At 65.9% G+C, this 21,372-nt stretch carries 21 protein-coding genes and 1 tRNA gene; 10 read left to right on the top strand and 12 right to left on the bottom strand.

The annotated features are described in order from the left end of the window. Positions 1-28: 28 nt before the first annotated feature. From ABXS05_RS30090 to ABXS05_RS30075, 4 genes are all read right to left on the bottom strand, one after another. A complete protein-coding gene (locus tag ABXS05_RS30090) occupies positions 29-433 on the bottom strand; it encodes a c-type cytochrome (RefSeq protein ID WP_367626430.1) in 405 nt (134 codons plus the stop codon). A 197-nt stretch (positions 434-630) separates the two neighbouring features. After that, positions 631-942 carry a ribbon-helix-helix domain-containing protein gene (locus ABXS05_RS30085; RefSeq protein WP_311932746.1) on the bottom strand — a complete coding sequence of 104 codons (312 nt, stop codon included), beginning with the start codon at positions 940-942 and terminating at the stop codon, positions 631-633. Between the two features lie 143 nt (positions 943-1,085). Then, positions 1,086-2,498: an MFS transporter gene (locus ABXS05_RS30080; protein WP_311932745.1), complete on the bottom strand. Its 1,413-nt coding sequence runs from the start codon at positions 2,496-2,498 to the stop codon at positions 1,086-1,088. Positions 2,499-2,629: 131 nt separating this feature from the next. Beyond that, a complete protein-coding gene (locus tag ABXS05_RS30075; protein WP_367626429.1) occupies positions 2,630-3,385 on the bottom strand; it encodes a sulfite exporter TauE/SafE family protein in 756 nt (251 codons plus the stop codon). A gap of 82 nt (positions 3,386-3,467) precedes the next feature. Between ABXS05_RS30075 and ABXS05_RS30070 the strand changes: the two genes are divergently transcribed. Then, on the top strand, positions 3,468-4,409 hold the full coding sequence (locus tag ABXS05_RS30070) for a LysR family transcriptional regulator (protein ID WP_367626428.1): 942 nt from the start codon (positions 3,468-3,470) through the stop codon (positions 4,407-4,409). Between the two features lie 26 nt (positions 4,410-4,435). Here ABXS05_RS30070 and ABXS05_RS30065 read toward each other — a convergent pair whose 3' ends face one another. Then, a complete protein-coding gene (locus ABXS05_RS30065; RefSeq protein ID WP_367626427.1) occupies positions 4,436-5,206 on the bottom strand; it encodes a hypothetical protein in 771 nt (256 codons plus the stop codon). 410 nt (positions 5,207-5,616) lie between these two features. Further along, positions 5,617-5,692: transfer RNA gene (locus tag ABXS05_RS30060), tRNA-Ala, on the bottom strand. Positions 5,693-5,955: 263 nt separating this feature from the next. Here ABXS05_RS30060 and cbiB point away from each other — a divergent pair. Next, on the top strand, positions 5,956-6,939 hold the full coding sequence (cbiB, locus tag ABXS05_RS30055; protein WP_311932789.1) for an adenosylcobinamide-phosphate synthase CbiB: 984 nt from the start codon (positions 5,956-5,958) through the stop codon (positions 6,937-6,939). A 40-nt stretch (positions 6,940-6,979) separates the two neighbouring features. Here the strand turns inward: cbiB and ABXS05_RS30050 are convergent, their stop codons facing one another. Together ABXS05_RS30050 and ABXS05_RS30045 are read right to left on the bottom strand one after the other, a co-directional pair. Further along, positions 6,980-8,443 (bottom strand): cobyric acid synthase, encoded by a 1,464-nt coding sequence (locus ABXS05_RS30050; RefSeq protein ID WP_367626426.1) that lies wholly within the window; start codon positions 8,441-8,443, stop codon positions 6,980-6,982. Positions 8,444-8,448: 5 nt separating this feature from the next. Continuing rightward, on the bottom strand, positions 8,449-9,219 hold the full coding sequence (locus ABXS05_RS30045) for a class I SAM-dependent methyltransferase (protein WP_367626425.1): 771 nt from the start codon (positions 9,217-9,219) through the stop codon (positions 8,449-8,451). 239 nt (positions 9,220-9,458) lie between these two features. On the opposite strand from ABXS05_RS30045, the gene ABXS05_RS30040 reads away from it, so the two are divergent. Continuing rightward, positions 9,459-12,119: a TIGR02302 family protein gene (locus tag ABXS05_RS30040; protein WP_367626424.1), complete on the top strand. Its 2,661-nt coding sequence runs from the start codon at positions 9,459-9,461 to the stop codon at positions 12,117-12,119. A gap of 44 nt (positions 12,120-12,163) precedes the next feature. Beyond that, positions 12,164-12,565, top strand: coding sequence for a GFA family protein (locus ABXS05_RS30035; RefSeq protein WP_311932736.1), 402 nt, complete (start codon positions 12,164-12,166; stop codon positions 12,563-12,565). Between the two features lie 60 nt (positions 12,566-12,625). On the opposite strand, the gene ABXS05_RS30030 is transcribed toward ABXS05_RS30035, so the two are convergent. Both ABXS05_RS30030 and ABXS05_RS30025 read right to left on the bottom strand, forming a co-directional pair. Then, on the bottom strand, positions 12,626-13,306 hold the full coding sequence (locus ABXS05_RS30030; protein WP_367626423.1) for a GNAT family N-acetyltransferase: 681 nt from the start codon (positions 13,304-13,306) through the stop codon (positions 12,626-12,628). Beyond that, positions 13,303-13,794: a MarR family winged helix-turn-helix transcriptional regulator gene (locus ABXS05_RS30025; RefSeq protein WP_311932733.1), complete on the bottom strand. Its 492-nt coding sequence runs from the start codon at positions 13,792-13,794 to the stop codon at positions 13,303-13,305. Before ABXS05_RS30025 ends, ABXS05_RS30030 begins: the two co-directional genes overlap by 4 nt. Before the next feature lie 188 nt (positions 13,795-13,982). Here ABXS05_RS30025 and ABXS05_RS30020 point away from each other — a divergent pair, with 188 nt between their 5' ends. The 3 genes from ABXS05_RS30020 (at position 13,983) to ABXS05_RS30010 (ending at position 16,317) form a co-directional block, all read left to right on the top strand. Further along, entirely contained in the window at positions 13,983-14,582 is a 600-nt protein-coding gene (locus tag ABXS05_RS30020; protein WP_367626422.1) for a DUF2585 domain-containing protein, read from the top strand. Positions 14,583-14,653: 71 nt separating this feature from the next. Further along, the gene (locus tag ABXS05_RS30015; RefSeq protein ID WP_367626421.1) at positions 14,654-15,784 is read left to right on the top strand and encodes an MGDG synthase family glycosyltransferase; all 1,131 of its coding nucleotides are present in this window, start codon (positions 14,654-14,656) and stop codon (positions 15,782-15,784) included. Beyond that, positions 15,781-16,317, top strand: coding sequence for a hypothetical protein (locus ABXS05_RS30010; protein ID WP_367626420.1), 537 nt, complete (start codon positions 15,781-15,783; stop codon positions 16,315-16,317). The genes ABXS05_RS30015 and ABXS05_RS30010 overlap by 4 nt, the downstream gene beginning before the upstream one ends. Here ABXS05_RS30010 and ABXS05_RS30005 read toward each other — a convergent pair. Together ABXS05_RS30005 and ABXS05_RS30000 are read right to left on the bottom strand one after the other, a co-directional pair. After that, positions 16,292-18,229 (bottom strand): prolipoprotein diacylglyceryl transferase family protein, encoded by a 1,938-nt coding sequence (locus tag ABXS05_RS30005; RefSeq protein ID WP_367626419.1) that lies wholly within the window; start codon positions 18,227-18,229, stop codon positions 16,292-16,294. The genes ABXS05_RS30010 and ABXS05_RS30005 overlap by 26 nt on opposite strands. After that, the gene (locus tag ABXS05_RS30000; protein WP_367626418.1) at positions 18,226-19,008 is read right to left on the bottom strand and encodes a hypothetical protein; all 783 of its coding nucleotides are present in this window, start codon (positions 19,006-19,008) and stop codon (positions 18,226-18,228) included. The genes ABXS05_RS30005 and ABXS05_RS30000 overlap by 4 nt, the downstream gene beginning before the upstream one ends. 256 nt (positions 19,009-19,264) lie before the next feature. Here ABXS05_RS30000 and ABXS05_RS29995 point away from each other — a divergent pair, with 256 nt between their 5' ends. The 3 genes from ABXS05_RS29995 (at position 19,265) to ABXS05_RS29985 (ending at position 21,360) form a co-directional block, all read left to right on the top strand. After that, positions 19,265-19,963, top strand: a complete 699-nt coding sequence (locus tag ABXS05_RS29995; protein ID WP_367626417.1) for a hypothetical protein — start codon at positions 19,265-19,267, stop codon at positions 19,961-19,963. A gap of 14 nt (positions 19,964-19,977) precedes the next feature. Then, entirely contained in the window at positions 19,978-20,667 is a 690-nt protein-coding gene (locus tag ABXS05_RS29990) for a hypothetical protein (RefSeq protein ID WP_311932724.1), read from the top strand. Between the two features lie 87 nt (positions 20,668-20,754). Beyond that, a complete protein-coding gene (locus ABXS05_RS29985) occupies positions 20,755-21,360 on the top strand; it encodes a transposase (protein WP_311932723.1) in 606 nt (201 codons plus the stop codon). Positions 21,361-21,372 lie beyond the last annotated feature (12 nt).

Raw genomic sequence — 21,372 nt, 5'->3', positions numbered from 1 at the left:
TGTGAATCATGCCCATGGCAACTGGCCTCTATTTTTGAACGCTGAGTGACTTGAGATAGGCGATGATCCGCGCCCGTTTGGCGGGATCGGCCTGGCGATAGGGCATGGTCGAACCCGGCCGGAAGGCCTGGGCATTGGTGATCCACTTCTCGAGATTGTCGGCATCCCAGGTGAAGCCGGCATTGGCGAGGGCAGCCGAATATTTGTAGCCCGGATAGGTTCCTGCCTTGCGGCCGACGAGACCGGCCAGGTTCGGCCCCTGGCGCGGGCCTGCCGCGGGATCGACGACATGGCAGGTGCCACAGCTGGTGACGAACTGCTTCTGGGCGGCTACGAGATCATCGTCCGCCTGGGCGGTGGAGATGCTGAACAGCAACGCTCCCGCCACGACGGCAAGCGCCTTGCCCATCCCTCCCTGCGTCCCACCCATCATGACCGCCTGCTTCGTTTGCGACTATGGCCAGGAGGTTAGGTGCCGGCTTCAGGCACCGGGTAGTAATATTGCATTACACGTCGAGAATTCGGAAAATAGGCCGGGTTTCAGCCGAGGCAGCTAGGAAGCTGGCGGAACCGAGAGCAATGGCTGCCGGCCTTGGATTCGTTCGAGAATAAGCGCTTGTTCTCGAATGCCTATTCCGCGGCGACGAGGTCGAAGGCGGCAGGCCGGCGCGAGGTGGCCGGCCGCAGTTCGGCGACGTATTTCAGGCAGCAGCAGCGCAGGAGCGAGGTGAAGTTGCGGACGTCGCCGTGCAGGTCCAGCACCTCGTCATGCAGGCGGGTGACGAAACGGCCGAGCGACATGCCCTGGTCGACGGCAAGCTGCTCCAGAATGTCCCAATAGACGGCTTCGAGGCGAATCGAGGTGGCATGACCGCCGATACGCACCGAACGCGTATGCGTCTCATAGGTCTCCGGCGGCTGGGAGGCGAACAGATGGCACATGGCTTTCCCCCGATCGGCGCGTCCCTGCGCTTCCTGCCGGTTGCGGCACGTCGCGAAACGCTTTGCTTTCTTTGACTCTTTCCAAAGAGAGCGGCTCTGTCAATCGGCGAACTTCACACCAAGGCGTTACCGGTACCGGGGTGCTATTTCGCACCCGCCCGCCGGACCCTGAGCTCGTTGCCGGCCCTGGCATCGAGGCCGATCATGTCGAGGATGGCGATAAAGGCGATCAGTCCGATCACCGCAAAGGCGATCTGGAAATCGACCAGCGGCAGCGAGCCATTCGTACCCGGAAACCACAGCTCCGCCAGCCTTAGCGCCGCTGCGGCCACGCCGACACCGAGGCCCATCGACATCTGCTGGGCGACGTTGAACAGAGTGTTCGCCCCGCTCATCCGCGCTTCCGGCACCTCGGCGAAGGCGATGGTGTTGAGCGCGGTGAATTGCATCGAGCGCGTCAGGCCGCTGGCGAACAGCAAGGCGCAGATCAGCGGGAAGGGCGTCGCCGGCGTCAGCAGCGCATAGGAAGAGATCAGCACGGCGTTGAGGAGGCCATTGCCGAGCAGCACCTGGCGGAAGGTAAAGCGCCGCAGCACCGGCGTGGTGAAGGGCTTCATCACGATATTGCCGGCGAACACCCACAACACCAGCAGGCCGGCCTGATAGGCGTCGAGCCCGAAGGCGAGCTGGAACATCAGCGGCGCCAGGAAGGGCACGGCGCCGATGGCGACGCGGAATATCGAGCCGCCCCAGATGGTGATGGAGAAGCTGCGGATGCGCAGGGCCCAGGGATCGACCAAGGGATGCGCGGCGCGCCGCGCATGGAGAACCGCCGCCAACGTGACCATGGCGCTCGCCGCCAGCCAGATCGCCGCCAGCGCCATGGAGCCATCCTGCCGCGAGATCAGGTCCAGGCCATACATCAGGCCGAAGCAGGCGGCGCCGATCAGGACGAAGCCAGTCCAGTCGAACGGCTTGGCGCCATCCGGCTTGCCGGCGGGAATCAGCTTCATGGTGAGGATGAAGCCGACGATACCGAGCGGCACGTTGAGGAAGAAGATCCAGTGCCAGGTCGCATAGGTGGCGAGGAAGCCGCCGATCGGCGGGCCGAGCACCGGGGCCGCCAGGCCGGGCCAGGTGATGGTGGCGATCGCCCGCATCAAATCCTGCTTGGCCGTGTTGCGCAGCACGATCAGCCGGCCGACCGGCACCATCAAGGCGCCGCCGACGCCCTGCAGGATGCGCGCCGCCGTGAAGACCGGCAGGCTGGTGCTGAGGCCGCACAGGATGGAAGCGAGCGTGAAGATCACGATCGCCCAGCCGAACACCGCGCGCGGGCCGTATTTGTCGGCGACCCAGCCGCTGGCCGGGATCAGCACGGCCAAAGTGAGCAGATAGGCGGAGATGCCGATATTGAGGTCGATCGGCTGCACGCCGAAGGAATCGGCCATCTGCGGCAGGGCGCTGACCACCACCGTGCCGTCCAGCATCTCCATGAAATAGGCGCCGGCGACGAGGAAGGCCAGGATGGAACTACTCGCCGGCTTGGATGTCATGAAGGTCGGTTCCGAAGACGAAGGCGGCTGGTATTATCCGCCGCGCCATTGGTCGGACCATAGAAAAAGAAGACGGAGCTGGAAAGAGAAAGCTTGAGGGCGAACTTAAAGGGAAACGATCATTTCCAAATTCACCCTCGCCCATAGGCCCTGACGAAAAAGGCCACCGTCATGCCGACCGCAATCGCCAGCGTGGCAAAGCGTACGGCGCCGGATGGCAGCCGCCGGCCGGCCTGGGCGCCGAGATAGCCACCGGCGAGCGCCCCGCCTCCCACGATCAGTGTCTGCGGCCAATGCACGGCACCGGCCAGCGCAAAGCAGAGCACAGCGGCGGTGTTGGCCGCCGTCACCATCAGCGTGCGTGACGGGTTCAGCGCCTTGAAATCGGCACCATCGAGCAGGCTCCAGGCCGCGATCATCATCAGCCCCACGGCACCGCCGAAATAGCCGCCATAAAGACCGAGCAGGACCTGGATCGCCAGCACCACAAGGGGCCCGGCCGCCAGGCGCGCCCGCAGCGCGGCGCCGAGCCGCGGCCCGGCTGCCAGCATGAGGGTGGCAACCAGCAGCAGCCAGGGCAGCAGCTGGTCGAACATGGTCGTCGGCGTCCACAGCAGGAGGAGTGCGCCCGCAAGGCCGCCCGCCAGCGTGACGGCGAGCATCCAACCGGCCGGCGCGCCGCAGATCGGATCGAAGCCGCTGCGATAGACATAGGCACTGGCCGCGCCGCCGGGATAAAGCGCCACCGTGCTCGAAGCATTCGCCGCAACCGAAGGCACACCGGCGGCAATCAGGGCCGGCAGCGTCACGAAGGAGCCGCCACCCGCCATGGCGTTCATCGCACCAGCAAGCAGACCGGCACCGGCAAGCAGGAAAAGATCGGACATACGGGCTTCCTGACATTCGGCAACCCGGTTGACAATCGGGAAGATCCGATCCTTTCCTTCGGATAAAACGAAGGAAGAGCCCATGCGTTTCGATCTCACCGATTTGCGCCTATTCGACGCCGTGGTGCGGGCGGGCAGCATTTCCGGCGGGGCCGAGCGCATGCATATGGCGCTTGCCTCCGCCAGCGCCCGGGTGAGCGGCATGGAGGCCGCGCTCGGTACTGCTCTGTTCAACCGCAGCCGCCGCGGCGTCGAGCCGACTGCGGCCGGGCTGGCACTGCTGCACCACGCCCGCGCCATCACCGCGCAGGTCGAGCAGATGCGGGGCGAATTGCTGTCCTTCTCCTCCGGCCTCAAGGGCGAGATCCGCATGCTCTCCAACACCGCGGGGCTGGTCGAGCTGGTGCCGGCGGCCTTGCGCGTCTTCCTGGCTAGCCACCCCGGCGTCGACATCGACATCGAGGAAAGGACCAGCGCCGAAATCGTCGAGGCTGTCAGCGCCGGCACGGCCGAATTCGGCGTGATCGCCGCCACCGCCGATCTGGCGGAACTGGAAACCCGCGCGCTCGGCGTCGATCGCCTGGTGGCCGTAACGGCGAGGAGCAGCGCCCTCGCGGCCCGGCCGGAGATCGGTTTTTCGGAACTGATCGGCGAACCCTTCGTCGGCCTGGCCGGCGGCGCCCTCACCGACCATCTCGCCCGCCAGGCCGCGCGCCTCGGACGGCGCATCGCCTATCGCGTCAGGCTGCGCAGCTTCGATGCCGTCGCCCGCCTGGTCGAGGCCGGCATCGGCGTCGGCGTATTGCCGCAGGCTGCCGTCGAGCGCTATGGCAGCCCGCATTTGGTCGCGCTGCGCCTGAGCGACGGCTGGGCCGACCGGCACCTGGTCGTTTGCGCCAAATCCCTCGCCGGCCTGTCGATGCACAGCCGCCTGCTCATCGACGAACTCCAGCGGCAGGGGATGGCGACGCACGGGCCTGGCGACGAGACAAAATATACCGGATATCTGCCCCACAATCCCTGACGGGCCCGGCTTCCCCAAGCGTGGCGTCAGGCAAACACCATCTCGACCGAGCCGAGGTCGCCGAAATCGGCGGCGAAAGCCTGGCCGACGACCGCCTGCAGGATCAGCGGCCCGCCCCCGATGGCGATGAGGTTGCCCGGCGGCACCTGCCGGCCACGACGCGCAAGGTAGAGTGAAAGGCTGGCAATCGCCTGCCTGACCTCGCGCATCACCTGCTCGCCCCGGCTGCGGCCGACCACCGCCCCATTCATACTGGCGACGACCTCCAGGCCTCCGAGATCGGCCAGTTGGCGGTCGAACACGGGCCTGCCCTTGGCGGAGGCTACGTGCAGGCCGAAATCGGCCGTGGCCGTCCAGGAGTTGAGCGGCACGGCCCCCCTTACCCGACGGCCGAGGATCGTGATCATCGGCACGCAACCAATGATGGCTTCCTCGATCAGCGAGAGCGTGACCGGGCGGTGCGGATCGGGATAGGAATCCCCCAGCAGCAGGCCGAGACTCCATTCCGCCCCCAGCACGCCCGGCGGCAGGCGGAAAGGACTATGGCTGGACATCATGCTTGCACCGGGCAGCGGCCCGAATACAGGACCGTCGCATTGCAGGATGCGCCGGGTGGCCGGGATCGTCGCCGTCGCGTAGTAGCCGACGCTATTGTCGTCCAGGGCAGCGAATGCAGCATCCTGGACGTCTTCCGCCATCTGTTCCGATGAAATCAGGTGAAGCGGAAGATCGCCGATGGTGCCGCCGGAACGATTGAAAGCCAGCGCCTCACCGAGTTCGGCAATCGACGCCTTCATTCTCATCCTCGATCGGTTCGAAGCCCAGCCCAGCGCGCCATTATACCGTCGCCCGATGCAGGCCTTCAAATCAGGAGATCGTCCTATTTCGGCTGGGGTGCATAAGGGACGTATAAAGGAAATGGCTGCCGGCAAGACGACCGGCGTCTCCAGCGCCCAGCGCCTTGTTCCGCGCGAAACGCCTGTCCGGCCCCGGCTCTGCTTCATGCCTGTGGGCGAAGAGTTCAACCCGTCGCGATCGTTCACGCCGTGCCACCCGCCAGGGCCCGATCACGCCCAGCGGCATATGCCATTGCGTAAACTTAATGTGAGGCGGCACGGCGAATGAAAAACAACCGCGACTGGGGGAAAGAGGCAGGCTTTACCGGGTATTTCAGGCATTCCTGCCTCGCCTGAAGCGCGAAGCGGGATGGTGGAGCTGATGAGATTCGAACTCACGACCTCTGCAGTGCGATTGCAGCGCTCTCCCAACTGAGCTACAGCCCCGGCTGCCCGGAAGCGTCGCCATTTAGTGTTCGTGCCTCCCTCCTGTCAAGCGGACTTGGCATATATCCAGGTCCGCTGGCTGAAGATGGCCGAGCCTCAATGGCGCAGTGCCCTTCCCGGGACCGTGGGTGTCCCCGTCCGCGGTTCCAGGAAGGGTGGAAACCGAGCGGAATTTGGAAATCCTTAACCGAATTCTGAGTCTTGGCGAGGCATGGTGGCCCGGAACGGGCTGGGTGCCGATCAAGTTTGGTTTTGCCGTATCGATGGATGTGTTCTCTAGGATTCTCAGTCTGGCGATTGCCTGGGCCTTCGAAATGGTCTTCGGTTATCCGCGCTGGCTCTATGCGCGGATCGGCCATCCCGTTACCTGGATGGGCGCCCTCATCGGCTGGCTCGACCGGCGCCTGAATTTCGCGGAGGATGCCCCCTCCACCCGCCGGGGCGCCGGCATCGTCACCACCGGCGTCCTCGTGCTGGTTGCCGGGGTCGGCGGCTATGTCGTCGAGCGGCTCTGCCTTTCCCTCACCTATGGCTTCATTCCGCTCGGTCTGATCGCTTCTTCGCTGATCGCTTCGAAGAGCCTGGGCGATCATGTCGAGGACGTCGCGCATGGGCTGGAAGTCGGCGGCCTCGCCGGCGGCCGCAAGGCGGTCTCGATGATCGTCGGGCGCAATCCCGAAACCCTGGACGAGCCCGGTGTCTGCCGCGCCGCGATCGAGAGCCTGGCCGAGAACTTCTCCGACGGCGTGGTGGCGCCGGTGTTCTGGTATGCCCTGTTCGGCCTGCCCGGTATTGCCGTCTACAAGATCATCAACACGGCCGATTCGATGATCGGCCACCGCACCCCGCGCCACGAGGCCTTCGGCTGGGCCGCGGCGCGCCTCGACGACTGGCTGAACCTCATCCCCGCCCGTCTGACGGCCCTGGTCATCAGCGCCGCCGCCTTCATCAGCCATCGCCGCGGGCGGGCCGCCCTCGCCGCCGTCAGGCGCGATGCCGGCAAGCACCGTTCCCCCAATGCCGGCTGGCCCGAGGCGGCCATGGCCGGCGCGCTCGACCTGCGCCTCGCCGGTCCGCGCATCTATGGCGAGACCCTGGTCGAGGACGCCTATATGGGCAATGGCCGGGCTGATGCCGGCGCGGCCGATATCCGCCGCGCCCTCGACCTCTACCATATGGCCTGCGTGATCCTGTCGGCCGTGATCGGGCTGCTGACCTTCTACCTGATCTACAAGCAATATCAGTGAGGGAATTCGGGGTGCACGGCCATCCGGAAGCTCCTCCGCCCTACAGCCCGATGATCCGCCCGATCGCCGCCATGTCGAGATGGCGGACGAGATGGGCTGCAAAGGTGTCCAGCGTCTCCTCCACCACGGCGTCATAGGCCAGGTTGCTGCCCTGTCCGCCGAGACGAGCGAGCCAGGCCGCACGCTGGCGGTCGTCGCCGAACAGGCCATGCACATAGCAGCCGGCTATGCGGCCGTCGGCCGAACTCGCTCCATCGAGACTGCCGTCATCGAAACGCAGCAACGGGCGAGCGAGCGCGGGCCCCTCGGTGACGCCGACATGCATCTCATAGCCGGAGAAGGGCTCCTCGTCCGCGCAGCTCTGCCCGCTCGCCGCCACCAGCCGCTTGTCGCCGCCGAGGCGGGTGACGACATCGAGCAGGCCGAGGCCCTCGACCTCGCCCGGCGGCCCCTCGATGCCGTCGGGATCGGCGATAACAGTGCCGAGCATCTGATAGCCGCCGCACAGGCCGAGGACATGGCCGCCGCGCCGGACATGGGCCGCTATGTCGATGTCCCAGCCCTCGGTGCGCAGGAAGGCGAGGTCGGCGATGGTCGCCTTCGAGCCGGGCAGGATGACGAGATCGGCCACCGGCAGGGGACGGCCGGGCTTCACCATCACGAGATCGACCTCGGCCTCCTGGGCCAGCGGATCGAGATCGTCGAAATTGGAGATGCGCGGCATCATCGGCACCGCGATGGTGAGCTTGGCACCGGCACGGCGCGAACCATAGGAGCCGAGCGCCAGCGCATCCTCCGCCGGCAGCCGCCCGGCCTGCGGAAAATGCGGCACCAGGCCGAGAGCCGGCCAGCCCGAGCGCTCGGCGATGAAGGCCATGCCGTCGGCGAACAGGCTGGCATCGCCGCGCATCTTGTTGACGATGAAGCCCTTGATCAAGGCGGCGTCCTCGGGGTCGATGGCTGCCTTGGTGCCGAGGATCTGCGCGATCACGCCGCCGCGGTCGATGTCGCCGGCCAGCAGCACGGGGGCGTCCACCGCACGGGCAAAGCCCATATTGGCGATATCGCCGGCGCGCAGATTGACCTCCGAGGCCGAGCCGGCCCCCTCGACGAGCACGAGATCGGCTTCGGCTCTGAGACGCTCGAAACTGTCGAGCACGTCGGCCATCAGTGCGGGCTTGAGCGCCTGGTAGTCTCGTGCCCTAGCCGAGCCGCGCATGCGGCCCTGCACGATGATCTGGGCCCCGATCTCCGATTGCGGCTTCAAGAGCACCGGGTTCATGTGCACGCTGAGCGCAACCCGCGCCGCCCGGGCCTGCAGCGCCTGTGCCCGGCCGATCTCGCCGCCATCCTCGGTAACCGCAGCATTGTTCGACATGTTCTGCGGCTTGAAGGGGCGTACTCTCAAGCCCTGGTGGGCGAAATGGCGGCACAGCCCCGCCACCAGCAGCGACTTGCCGACATCCGAGCCCGTGCCCTGGATCATGAGGATTTTGGCGGTCATCGATGTCACGAGCTCCTGCGCAGCCGTCCCAGGGGAATGAAGTCCGGCGACGTCGGCGTGCAGGGCCTGCGTTCCCAATCGCCATACCAGGCTTCCACCTCGAGGCCCACTTCCTTCAGCGCCTGTTCCAGCTCGGACCGCGGGGCAAAGGCGATGCGCGAATGGGACGAGAGCACCCGCCCATCGCCAAGGAGGCGATAATGGGTGCCATAGGTCACGATGTCAGTGGCGGGGTCATGCGAAACATCGTTCCAGGCCTCGACCGCTCCGAAACGCGGATGCTCGATCCGCCGGCTCGATTGCTCCGGCGTCCATTCCCGCCACTCGGCCACGGCCGGGTTGCGGCTGTCGAAGATGAAACGCCCCCCGGGCTCCAGATGCGCAGCGATCGTGCGCAGAGCGGCGATGCGATCCTCCGGCGTGAGGAAGACCTGGAAGGCATGGCCGGTCATCACGATGAGCTCGAAACGGCGGCCCAACCGCACGGTGCGGCCGTCGCCCTGCACGAAGGTCACCCTGTCGCCGCCCTGGCGGCGGCGGGCGATATCGAGCATGGCAGCGGCTGGATCGACGCCGAAGACGGTGCAATCCGGCTCGAGCGCCACTTCCGCCGCAAGATCGCCCGTGCCGCAGCCGAGATCGAGCACGGAGGCACAGCCCGCCGCCAAAGACCGGCAGCAGGCGCGATCGGCGCTCCACTCGTTCTCGACATCATAGAAGCTGGCGATGTCCGGATCTTCATAGAGCCGGTCGGGGCGGGCATTGTCGTGGTTCACGGGCTTGTCGGTCCTGCTCGCTCGTTCGAAGAATTGCCTGCCTATCACCCCTATCGGGCGCCGCAAAGCCTGCCGATTCGCTGCGCTCGAAGCGACATCTGTGCCCGGCTGAACAGGCTTTCAGGCCAAACACGCATATGGACATGGATTTGCCACGCACAGGCTTATGATGGGTGGGTACTGGAATCACCCGGCTGGGCGGCCTATCCTGCCGCCGATCGAGATGTTTGGATGATGGCATGGCTGATCCTGAGGCAGGCATGAGCGAGGAAGCGGCACGCGACGCGCGTGCCTTCGAGACGCTCGTGCTGCGTGCGAGGCTGGCCCAGTTCTGGGAACGGGCCTGGCCGCGCCTGGCCGTGCCGCTGGGCATTATCGGCCTCTTCGTGGCCCTGAGCTGGTTCGATCTGTTCGCCGTCCTGTCCGGCCTGCCGCGTCTCATTCTCTTTCTGATCCTTCTTGGCGGGCTCCTCGCCTCGCTCTGGCCGCTCGCCCGGCTGCGCTTCCCCAGCCGGGATGCCGCGCTGCAGCGTATTGACCAGGCCATCGGCCTGCCGCATCGCCCGGCCACCGCCCGGCAGGACCGGCTGGTGCAGGGCGGCGGCGACCCGCTCGCCGAAGCGCTGTGGCGCCGGCACCTGCGCCTCGCTTTGGAGGCAAGCCGCCGGGTGCGCCTCGGCCTGCCTTCGCCGGGCCTGCCGCAGCTCGATCGCTATGGCCTGCGCATCGGCGCCATCCTGGCCCTGTTCGTCGGATTCTTCTATGCCGGGGCCGAACGCCTGCCGCGCCTCCTCGATGCCCTCGCCTCCCCCCGGCACGACATCGCCGCCCTGTTCTCGGGCCGGGATGGCGAGCTGTCAGGCATGCGCATGGATGCCTGGGTGACGCCGCCGCCCTATACGCGCCGCGCGCCCCAGGTGCTCTCGCAGGCCAATCAGGGCGCGCCGATCCCGGTGCCGCAGGGCTCCGTCCTGGTCGTGCGCCTTGCCGGCGACAAGGGTGCCGAGATCGAGGCGCAGGCCGGCACCGAGGACGTGCCCGCCACGGCGGCGGATCAGGACGCCACGGTCGTCGAAAAGCGCCTCAAACTGGTGGCCGACACCGGCATCGACATTCGCCACGGCGATGGCAGCCAGACGCACTTTGCCTTCACCGTCATCCCCGACCGGCCGCCCACCATCGCCTTCGAAGGGCCGGTGAAGCCGGACGGCAAGGGCGGCATGATCTTCAGCTACAAGATCGACGACGACTACGGCGCCACCACGGTGGAAAGCCAGGGCACGCTGCTCACCGACGGCCATGCCCTCTACCAGCCGCCGAAGATCGCCCTCTCCGCGCCCGCCGGCCATGCCCGTTCCGGTACGGTGACGGCGACGCGCAATCTTTCGGCCGATCCACTGGCGGGAGCGACCGTCAAGATGACGCTGGTGGTTCGGGACGATGCCGGCAATGAAGGCCGCAGCGATCCGCAGGATGTCACCCTGCCCCAGCGCGACTTCCAAAACCCGCTGGCCCGCGCCCTGGTGGAGCAGCGCCTCAACCTGGCCGTCGATGCCAACCGAGCCCGCGAGGTCAAATACGCGCTGGAAGCGCTGATGATCGCCCCGGAGGACTTCACCAAGGATGCCGGCCTCTATCTCGGCCTGCGCACCGTGCGTGACCGGATCGATCGCGCCAATTCCGATGACGCCTATCGCGATGCCGCCGACTATCTGTGGCAGATCGCGCTCGCCATCGAGGAGGGCGATGGCAGCATCGCCGAGCGCCGGCTCCGGGCCGCGCGCGAAAAGCTGAAGGAAGCACTGGAACGCGGCGCCTCGCCGGAGGAGATCGAGAAGCTCACCCAGGAATTGCGCCAGGCCCTCAACGACTTCCTGCAGGACTATGCCAAGCGCCAGCAGCAGGCCCTCAAGAACAATCAGAGGCCTGGCGACAAGCCCGTCCGCAACATCACGCCCGAGGAGCTGAACAAGCTGCTCGACCAGCTCGAGAATTCGGCCAAGAACGGCAAGAAGGACGATGCCCAGAAGCTGCTCTCGCAGCTCGACGACATCCTCAACAGCCTGGCCAATCCCGAGGACAGCGTCGGCCAGGGCGATCCCACGATGCAGCAGATGCAGCAATCGCTCAACGACATGGGCAAGATGATCCTGCGCCAGCAACGCCTGCGCGATCAGACCTATCGCCAGAACCAGCCTTTCGGGCAGGGACAGGAGGGTCAAGGGCAAGAGGGCCAGGGGCAGGAAGGCCAGGGACAAGACGGCCAAGGTCCGGGCGATCAGGGGCTGGGGGACCAGGGCTTGGGCGACCAAGGTCAAGGTGGACAGGGACCTCCCGGCCAGGGGCAGCAAGGTCAGAACGGACAAGGACAGGGTGGCTCCGGCCAAGGCAGCCCAGATCAAGGTGGTCAGGGTCAGGGCGAAGCTTCGCCCTCGCTCGACCAGTTGAAGGAGCGCCAGCAGGCACTGCGCCAGCAATTGGAGAAGATGCAGAAGAATCTGCGCGATAGCGGCGCGGAGACCCCGGGTGCCCTGGGCGAAGCCGGGCAGGCCATGCGCGACGCCGAAAACCAGCTTGGCGAGCAGGATGGCGAAAATGCCGTCAATTCGCAGGGACGGGCCATCGAAGCCCTGCGCAAGGCGGCCAAGGGGCTTGCCGAGCAGATGGCGCAAGCCCGCAAGAACGGCAAGGGACCGCAACAGGGCAACAACCGGGGCGGCAAGGATCCTCTCGGCCGGCAACTGCCCGATGGCCCCGATTTCAATGCCGACGGCTCGACCGAGGCGTCTCCTTCCAGGCGCGCCGGCGAAGTGCTGAACGAATTGCGCCGCCGCCTCGCCGATCCCAACCGGCCGAAGGCGGAGACGGACTATCTGGAGCGCCTGCTCAACAAGCAGTGAGCATCGGCGGTTCCAATGACGCCAGGATCGAGAAGGAATCATCCATGTCCGCGACGTCTCTGCGCGCCACCGGCTCATGCTTGTGCGGTGGCGTGCGCTACGAGATCCATGGCACGCTGACACCCGTCAGTGCCTGCCATTGTTCGCAATGTGCCAAGACCAGCGGAAATTTCGTCGCCACCACCGACTGCGCGGCCGCCGATCTCACACTGACGGCCGAGGATACGCTGCGCTGGTATCGCTCATCCGAACGGGCCGAGCGCGGCTTCTGCGCCACCTGCGGCGGCAATTTGTTCTGGCGCGCCCTGGGCGATGACCGCATCTCGATCACCGCCGGCACGCTCGACCGGCCGACCGGGCTCGCCACGCGGCGGCACATCTTCGTCGCCTCGAAATCCGACTATTACGACATCGCCGACGGCGTGGCCCAGTTTGACGTCCGCTGATCCCCCGCTTCAGCCAGGTCGCCGGCATAGGCTTCATTCCGGAATGGCAAGCCCCTGAGGCTATCCAGCCCGGCCCAGCTTGACGACATGCATCCGGCAGCGCAGCGCAAAGCCGATGCTCTTATAGAGGCGAATGGCGACCGCATTGCCGGCATAGGCATGGAGATAGGGCGTATCGCCTCCTGCACAGATTTCGCCGGCGACGAAGAGCGAGAGCAGGCGCGCCAGGCCCCGGCCGCGAAAATCGGCATGCGAGCACACCCCGCTGAGTTCGATATGGCCGGGCTGGCGCATGCGCTGGCCGGCCATGGCCGCCAGCCTGCCGTCGATGCGCACACCCCAGAAGTCACCGAGGCTCAACGCCTTCAGTGTGAACGGACCTGGGTTGGTCGCAGTCGCCAGGGCAAGCATCTCGGGGGCATCGGCCAGGGTGAGCTGTCGCACACGGATATCCTCCACGCGCGGAAAGGTCGTCTCAGCGACCATCTGGACGGCGGCGGCGCGGGAAAGCTCGCTCCAACCAGGAGGGATTGCGACAGCATCGGCCTGAGCGAGCACGACGCTGTCGCCATCCGGCACCAGATCGGCCAACGCCTGCAGGCTTCCGGCGTCGTCCGATGCGGTAGCGGCAAACGGCACGATCGCGGCCGGATAGCGGCGGGCGTGCCGGTTTCCTTCCGCCAAGGTCGCATGCGCACTGGAAAGGGCCGTCCAGACCGGACGATCGAGACAATGGCTCATGGCTTGTTCCTTTCCGGCAGGACGGCCCGTTGATCCAGCCGGGCGACGGCAAGACGGTCCTCGATTGCGGAGAGCTGTTCGAGCAAGGGCCCCGTCAGGTCGCCGCACAGATCGGCGACGGCAGCCTCGATCAAAGGCCAGGCCTGCTGCCTGGTCGTGTCGACGAGGCGATGGCCTTCTCCCGTCAGCGTGACCAGACGCCGCCTCTGATCGTCCGGCGCCGGGCCGGCCTCGACCAGCCCGAGCGCCTCGAGCTGGGCGAGACTGCGCGTCGCGCCCGGCTGCGTGATGCCGACTGCCTGCGCCAATTCACCAACGCCGAGTGGCCCCTCCCGGGCGAGCGCTGCCAGGAAGGGATATTGGCTGGCCGGCACTCTGTCGTCGAACACTTCGAGGAAGCGCTGCGTATCTGCCTGCAGCCGCTCGCCGAGTCGCTTCAACCGCGTGCCGAGGGTGAGATAACCAAACTCCCGAACGACATCCACCATGCCTGCCTCCTAGATATATAACAAGTTATATAATGCGTTATATATTGAAGCAAGCCTTCGTTCCGAAGGCGCGATCAACGGCCCGAGCCCCTTTCTCCGGCGCCCGAAGCTCTCCAGCACCACCAGCGGCTTGCCAATGCCGGCCGATGATGGGACACACGGCCTGTCACAATGGAACCGGCCGCGTCATGAACCCATCCTCCGAAACGGTCGCAAGAAGCGCCACTGCCACCCCGGCGCTGCGCTACTGGCTCGCCGGCGCCGGCCTGATCGCCCTTGCGGCGCTGATTCTCTACGCCATGGGCCGCAATCCGATCTGCACCTGCGGCACGGTAAAACTATGGGTCGGCGATCCCAACACGGCCGACAATTCCCAGCACATCGCCGACTGGTACACGCTTTCGCACATCATTCACGGCTTCCTGTTCTGCGGCCTGTTCTGGCTGGTGGCGCGCGATCGCCCGCTCGGCTTCCGGGCCCTCCTGGCCCTGGTGGTCGAGGCGGGCTGGGAGATCCTGGAAAACAGCCCGCTGATCATCAACCGCTATCGCGAGGGTACCATCGCGCTGGGTTATGAGGGCGACAGCATCCTGAACTCGGTGAGCGATATCCTGTTCATGCTGGTGGGCTTCCTTATCGCCTCGCGCCTGCCCGTCTGGGTCACTGTGGCGCTTGCCATCTTCTTCGAGCTTCTGGCCCTCTACGCCATCCGCGACAACCTCACCCTCAACGTCCTCATGCTGGTCTATCCCATCGCCGGCATCAAGACCTGGCAAAGCGGGTTGTAAGGTCCCGGTCCAGTTGACAAATCGGCCCCGCCTTCGCCAAGTCTTCGCCCTTGCGAAGGGAGCCGACTGCCTTGGCCAGATCATATCGCATCCTCTTCCTCAGCGTCTCCGCCGGGGCCGGCCATATGCGGGCCGCCGAGGCCCTGAAGGAAGCCACGCTCCTGCTGGCGCCCGAGGCCGAGGCGCAGCATCTGGACGTGATGGACTATGTGCCCTCGACCTTCCGCAAGATCTATACGGACTATTACATCAAACTCGTCACCAAGCATCCGGCCCTGTGGGGCATGCTTTACCAGGCGAGCTCGGAAGCAGCGCCGGACGCCGTCTCCCAGAAATTGCGGCGCGCGGTCGAACGCCTCTCGACCCGGCCTCTGCGCAGCGCCATCGACGAATTCGCTCCCGATGCCATCGTCTGCACGCATTTCCTGCCGGCCGAACTCCTGATGCGCGAGATCGGCAAGGGGCGCATCAGTGTGCCAGTCTTCGTGCAGATCACCGATTTCGACCTCCATCGCATGTGGGTGATCCCGCGCATGGCCGGTTTCTTCGCCGGCAATGAGGAGGTCGCCTTCCGCCTCACCGCCCATGGCATCGAGGCCGGGCAGATCCATGTCACCGGCATTCCGATCATGCCGGCCTTCGCGCAGGAGCACGACCGCACCGCCTGCGCCGCCGCCTTCGGGCTCGATCCCATGAGGCGCACCTATCTCCTGATGGGGGGTGGCGCGGGGCTCGGCGTCGGGCCGGTGGCCAAGCGCCTCACTGCCGCCGATCCCGAGCTCCAGCTCGTGGTGCTGGCCGGCAAGAACCAGAAAGCGCTGGCGGAACTCCAGGCCCTGGCAGCCAGCCGGCCCGGCCGGCTCTTTCCGCTCGGCTTCACCAATGAGGTGCCGCGCCTGATGGCGGCAGCAGATCTGGTCATCACCAAGCCCGGGGGCCTCTCCACCTCCGAATGCCTGGCCATGGGCGTGCCGATGCTGCTCAGCAGCCCCATTCCGGGCCAGGAGGAACGCAATGCCGATTATCTCATGGAGAATGGCGCCGCCATGAAGGCCATCGACGAGATCGGCCTCGAATATCACGTCGCCCTGCTGAAGGCCGAACCGCAGCGCCTGGAAGCCATGCGCCGCCAGGCCCGCGCCTTGGGCCGCCCGCAGGCCGGACAGGACGCCATGCGCATCGTGCTGGAGGCCCTGGCGTGAGCGTTCCCAACCACGCCCCCGCCGCGCCGCGACGCGGCGGCCTCGCCCAGCCCGTGGCACTCGTCGCCCTGGTGCTCGTGCTCGCCTTCTTCTTCGCCAATGTCGAGATCCAGATCGAGGGCAGCCATGGCTGGGCCACCAGCCTGCCGACCTGGCGCATCGAGCATCACTGGCTGCTCGACATTGTCTGGGGCGGGCGGCCGATGACCGGCTACCATGCCTGGGTGTTTCCCTTCATGGCGATCTTCTTCCACTTTCCCCTGGTGTTCGCCTGGACCTGGTCCTGGCGTCTGGAAGCGCGCGTGATCGCCTGCATCATGATCTTCTGGCTCACCGAGGATTTCCTCTGGTTCGTGCTCAACCCGGCCTTCGGCCTCGCCCGCTTCAGCCCCGAATTCGTGCCCTGGCACATCCACTGGTTCTGGCTGGCGCCGGTGGACTACTGGACGATGTCGACGGCCGGGATCCTGCTGCTGGTCTGGTCCTATCGCGGGCATCAGCGCCCGCTCACTGCCCCGGCGTCAGCCGGCTGAGAGGCTTGGTACTGTCGGGCCAGTCGACGCTCATCGCCAGGGCCCACAGGCAGGCGAGCGGCAAGGCCAGGAACAGAGCCGATTGCTCCGGCCAATGCGGTGTGGCGGCCTGGACGAAGGGCGCCGCCAGCACGATGACGAATCCCACCGCTGTCACCGCCAGCGCCAGCCATTGATAGAGGTTGAGGCCACCGCGCACCGGCGTCTGCGGTTCGCCGCGCAGCCCCTCTTCGGCAAAGCGGGCGATGCCGAGCTGCCAGCAATAGAGGCCGGCGACCAGCCAGGCATCCCCACTCACCACCAGCACGCGCCAGAGCAGCAGCGCCGCGAGAAGATTGGCGAGCATGGAGAACACTGGCGCCGGCTCGATCGGCCGTCCGAGCATGCCCGCAATCAGGCCGACCCGCGACAGGGGATGGCGATAGGTCAGGCCGGCGCCGGGCGGTGCCGAAACGGCCAGCGCCGCGCCATGGCAGCAACCTTGCGCCAGGCAGCGCAGCCGCCCCAGCATCTGGGCGATGCAGAGCCCGATCGCGCAGGCGGCCAGCATCGCACCGTCGATGGCGACTGACACCATCAGCAGGCCGGCCGCCAGGCTGGCTCCGATCAGGCCGCCGAAAAAGCCGAGCGGGCGCGAAAGCTTGCTGCTCGCCTCGACGGCCTGGCCGAAGATTACCGCACCGGCGAGGCCCGCCAGCAGCATCGACGCCATCGGCCCGAGCTGGTGCGGCGGCGCCAGGCTCGCCGTGGCGAGGAAAGCGAGGGCTCCCGCAGCCAGGATATAAAGACCATGCGGAAAGAAGCGCATCGAGCCGAGGCGCAGCGGCCGCCAATCATTGGCCACCCTCTCGGCCAGGCGCAACAGGCCATGCCAGGCCGCCTCGATGTTGAGGCAGAGCAAGGCCAGGACAATGCCGCAAAGAAGATCGGCAAGAGAATGCATGCCGGTCACATGGCAGGCGGCGAGCTGCAGCAGCGCAAGCGGATAGATGAGGGCCGCACCGAAGCGCTCACGCCAGAAGAAGGCGGCCACCACGATCCAGAAGGCATGGAAGGACGGCAACGCCGCGGTGATGCCGTCGCTGCCGCGCTCCAGCTGCAGCCACCAGCCGATGAGATTGTCCGGCGGCACGCCGCGCAGGGGTGCGACGGCCGGCAACAGCGCAAAGACGAGCCCGCCGATCACCGTCCCGCTCCAGCCGGCCAGGACAAAACGGCGCAGCGAGGCGAGATCCGGCACGAGGAAGGGCACGGCCAGCGCGAAGACATAGGTGAAGCTATAGGCAGCCACCAGGCCGGGCCAGAAGGGCAGGTCCCGTTCGAACGGCAGATAGGTATCGAAGGCATCGGCGGCCGGCAGCAGCGCGGCAAAGACGCAATAGACCACGGTCCAGGCGGGGAAGACGGCAAGCGTGGCGCCGAGCCTGCGACGGAGATCGGCCGGCAGTGGCCAATTCTCCGGCAGGCCGATCGCGGGGGCCTGCCGGCGCGCACCCAGGCGCCGATCGGTCGCCCGCGCCTCATAGCCCATAACCAGTGCAAGGGCGGCCGAACCGGTCCAGGGCGTCAGGATGAACAGGCCGGCAAACGAGCCGCCCCAGAGAGAGAGGCCGAGCACGATGAGCGTGAAACCGACATAGGCGGGATGGGCCAGCCAGGCATAGAGCCCGTCCTCGACGCGCCGGCGCGTGGGATAGGCATTCATCGGCAGGCCCTTGCCGCGCAGCATCAATACGAGGATGGCCGCCACCACCAGAACCAGGCCCAGCCCTGCAATGGTGCCGCCGGCCAGCGGCCAGGCTTCGATGGCGATGCCGAGGCGGGCGTCGAGATGCCAGGCCGTCACCAGCAGGAGGACGGGCAGGCCGACGCAGAACAGGGCGCCATAGGCGACAGGGCCGATGCGCTTCATGCCAGGGCGACCTTTTCGAAAATCACGTATCCCTCATCCTCCGAGCCGTCCGAGAAGGCGATCCTGGCCGGCGCCATGTGCTTTTCTTCCTTCAAATTACGGATCATCGCCGGCAGGCCGTAGCGCAGCGGGCCGAGCAGGCGCAGGCGCTGCGATACCGGCTGGGCGATCAGCGTACGGGCCGGTCCGCAGATCAGGGTGCCGCTGGCCGCCCCGGTAAAGGCGAAGGAGCGCGGCAGGTCGAAATGATCGAGACAAGCGGGAACGCCGTCCAGGAACAGCCATTGCCGCGGCTGTTCATGCTCCCAGACGATCCAGACCAGGCTGGTGTGGCGGCCGGTGAAGCGGCCCCAATGCAGGGTACGGATCGGCCAACGCGTCGGCCACAGGTCGATGGCGAGCGTTTCGAAATAGCCAAGGCCGGTCGCTTCGCTTTCACCGGCCCTGGTGATGCGCACCTCAGCCAATGGCATGCGCGCCTGCCAGTGCAAGGCGCCGGCCGGTTCGTCATGAAGCACCACATCCGGCGTGGCCGCCCCGCAGGAATGCCAGGCGAGGGCGATATCGCCGCATCGGGCCGTGATCGCTCTCCCATGGGTCATCGGCGCCGCACGCAACCACTGGCGAAGCTCTCTCGTGCCGCAGGGGCGGATCGTGGCAAGGCTGGCATAATGCAACGCCAACAGGCCCAGGCGCAGGGTTGCGGAATAGAAAATCACCACCGTCCCATCGTCGAGGATGGCATCGCCATAATGCTTGTCGAGGCGAAGGCGGCCCAAAGGCAGGTCCGGATGGGAGGAGCTTGGTCGATCCTTGTTAGAAGAAAGCCTCCCCGTCGACAAGAAGAGGACGGAACAATCCTGTCGGCGTCGCCGATCTTCGGGCCGGATGCTTAATGGGCGATGGAAATACCGTAACTCTGCGTCGTCCAGCCGAAAGCGCAAATAGACTGGGATGCTTGCGTACTGGTGTCTGCTTGGCGTGGACGAAACAGCGAAAATCGGCTTCCTAGCAGGATACTGGTTTCAGGGTTGCATGATGATTCGCCGTTCGCTGTCCTTTGCATTGCTTTCCGTTTTACTTGCCGCCTCGCCCGCCCTTGCCCGAGACGCCGGCATCTGTCGCGGCTTCAATCTCGAGGATGATCCGCTCGGCGTCGATCTCTACGAAGTCACCGCGCCGGGCCGGACCTATTTCGTCAAGGGCGCCTCTTCGGACGGCGAGGATTGCCCCTCGACCTCGCCCGAATGCCAGGCCCGCAGCTTCCTGATCGCCGGCGACCGCGTGGTGGTGAACCGCACCGCCGGCGGCTTTGCCTGCGCGAGCTATCTCAACCGCAAGGGATCGGACGTGGCGCTCTGGCTGCCGCTCTCGGCCCTGCGCAAGAGCAATGCCCAGCCCGATTGGGAAGGCAATTGGCGCAACGCCAAGGGCAACGCCATCCTCGAGATCAAGGAGATCAAGGGCGGCGATATCTCGGTGAACGGCTCGGCTTCCTACAACAATGGCCAGAGCGTCAATACCGGCGAATTCAACGTCTTCGGCGAGGCGCGGGAATCGACGCTCACCTTCGCCTATGACGGCGAGAAGCAGGGTCGCATCGAGGACGCCCGCAGCGGTGACGGCACCTGCACCGTGCGCATGGCGCAGCTCGGCCCCTATATCGCGGTGGTCGACAACAATGCCTGCGGCGGGTTGAACGTCACCTTTACAGGCCTTTATTTCAGGCAATGATCAGAGAAAAAGACATGTTCCGTTCCAGTCTGGGCGCCGTATTGCTGCTCGCCGCCGCCACCGGTTCCGCCTTCGCCGCCAACGGCGTCTGCCGCGGCTTCAATTTCCAGAACGATCTTTCCGCCATCAGCCTCTACGAAGTCGCCGAGAGCGGGCGTACCTTCTTCATCAAGGGCCCGACCAGCCAGCGCGAAAGCTGCCCGTCCCTCTCGCCGTCCTGCCGGCAGCGTTCCTTCCTGGTCGAGGGCGACAAGGTGGTGGTGAACGAGATCGAGGGCGATTTCGCCTGCGCCAACTATGTCGACCGCAAGGGCACCGACATTGCGAGCTGGCTGCCCCTGTCGTCCCTGTCGCGGGTCCAGGTCCAGCCGCGCTGGGACGGGCGCTGGAGCACCTATGACGGGCGCTCGGTCATCACCATCAAGACTGGCCAGGGCGGGCGCATGTTCGTGCGCGGCAACGCCACCTACGATACCGGCTCCTATGTCAACACCGGCGAGTTCGAGGTCGAGGGTGACGCCAACGAGCGCGACTTCGCCTTCGGCTATTATGGCGGCCAGCAGATGGGCTACGAGGAGGCCAATGCCGGCCCCCGGCGCTGCGCGGCGCGCATGGTCCAGCTCGGCCCCTATATCGCAGTGATCGACAACGACGCCTGCGGCGGGCAGAACGTGCGCTTCACGGGGCTTTATTCGCGGCAATAGTTTGGAGCGCGGACATCCTGTCCGCTCTTCTTCCCACCCGCTCCGCGCGCGGAAAGAAGAATAAGTCTATCTGAGGGGCGAGCAGACATGGCTGATAAGAAACGCCCCTTACAGCCCGAAGCAGAGTGGCATTCCCGAGGCTATCTTCCGCATTGGGAAGCCGGCGAGAATCCGCAAAGCATCACCTTCCGTCTTGCAGATTCTCTGCCGGTCGAATTGCTTCAACGTTGGACGCAGGAGTCAGAAAGCTCGGAACGCTCTCCGAACTCCACCGATCGACGACGGCGCTACGAAGAGGCGCTGGACAAGGGCCATGGCGAAGCTCTTCTAGTCCATCCCGATGCAGGTGCTACCGTACAGAGCGCCCTGCTCCATTTCGACGGAGTGCGATATCGCCTCCATGCCTGGAGTGTCATGCCAAACCACGTGCATGTCCTGAGCACACCGATCGACGGACATGCGCTGTCCGCAATCGTACACTCCTGGAAGTCTTTCACGGCACTCCAAATCAATCGAGCCCTGGGACGACAGGGAACGCTTTGGTTCCCCGAATATTTTGATCGGCGGATCAGGGACGAGAAACATTTTGAGACCGTTCGTTACTACATCGAACAGAATGCGGTGGCGGCCGGCTTATGCGCGCGAGCGCAAGACTGGGCCTTTTCAAGTGCAGCGCACACGCGTCTCCGATGACGCGTGTGGCTT

Origin of the sequence: Labrys neptuniae (genome assembly GCF_040797145.1) — a bacterium.
In the GTDB taxonomy this organism is placed as follows: Bacteria; Pseudomonadota; Alphaproteobacteria; order Rhizobiales; family Labraceae; genus Labrys; species Labrys neptuniae.
Note: the sequence above shows the minus strand (reverse complement) of the source record. Positions and strands in the feature narration are given on the sequence as shown.

Coding starts and splice junctions, on each gene's coding strand:
- ABXS05_RS30070 (WP_367626428.1), top strand. CDS start 3,468: ATGCGTTTCGATCTCACCGATTTGCGCCTATTCGACGCCGTGGTGCGG.
- ABXS05_RS30035 (WP_311932736.1), top strand. CDS start 12,164: ATGTCCGCGACGTCTCTGCGCGCCACCGGCTCATGCTTGTGCGGTGGC.
- ABXS05_RS30020 (WP_367626422.1), top strand. CDS start 13,983: ATGAACCCATCCTCCGAAACGGTCGCAAGAAGCGCCACTGCCACCCCG.
- ABXS05_RS29995 (WP_367626417.1), top strand. CDS start 19,265: ATGATGATTCGCCGTTCGCTGTCCTTTGCATTGCTTTCCGTTTTACTT.
- cbiB (WP_311932789.1), top strand. CDS start 5,956: ATGGATGTGTTCTCTAGGATTCTCAGTCTGGCGATTGCCTGGGCCTTC.
- ABXS05_RS30080 (WP_311932745.1), bottom strand. CDS start 2,498: ATGACATCCAAGCCGGCGAGTAGTTCCATCCTGGCCTTCCTCGTCGCC.
- ABXS05_RS30065 (WP_367626427.1), bottom strand. CDS start 5,206: ATGAAGGCGTCGATTGCCGAACTCGGTGAGGCGCTGGCTTTCAATCGT.
- ABXS05_RS29985 (WP_311932723.1), top strand. CDS start 20,755: ATGGCTGATAAGAAACGCCCCTTACAGCCCGAAGCAGAGTGGCATTCC.
- ABXS05_RS30005 (WP_367626419.1), bottom strand. CDS start 18,229: ATGAAGCGCATCGGCCCTGTCGCCTATGGCGCCCTGTTCTGCGTCGGC.
- ABXS05_RS30090 (WP_367626430.1), bottom strand. CDS start 433: ATGATGGGTGGGACGCAGGGAGGGATGGGCAAGGCGCTTGCCGTCGTG.
- ABXS05_RS30025 (WP_311932733.1), bottom strand. CDS start 13,794: ATGGTGGATGTCGTTCGGGAGTTTGGTTATCTCACCCTCGGCACGCGG.
- ABXS05_RS30050 (WP_367626426.1), bottom strand. CDS start 8,443: ATGACCGCCAAAATCCTCATGATCCAGGGCACGGGCTCGGATGTCGGC.
- ABXS05_RS30030 (WP_367626423.1), bottom strand. CDS start 13,306: ATGAGCCATTGTCTCGATCGTCCGGTCTGGACGGCCCTTTCCAGTGCG.
- ABXS05_RS30075 (WP_367626429.1), bottom strand. CDS start 3,385: ATGTCCGATCTTTTCCTGCTTGCCGGTGCCGGTCTGCTTGCTGGTGCG.
- ABXS05_RS30085 (WP_311932746.1), bottom strand. CDS start 942: ATGTGCCATCTGTTCGCCTCCCAGCCGCCGGAGACCTATGAGACGCAT.
- ABXS05_RS30040 (WP_367626424.1), top strand. CDS start 9,459: ATGGCTGATCCTGAGGCAGGCATGAGCGAGGAAGCGGCACGCGACGCG.
- ABXS05_RS29990 (WP_311932724.1), top strand. CDS start 19,978: ATGTTCCGTTCCAGTCTGGGCGCCGTATTGCTGCTCGCCGCCGCCACC.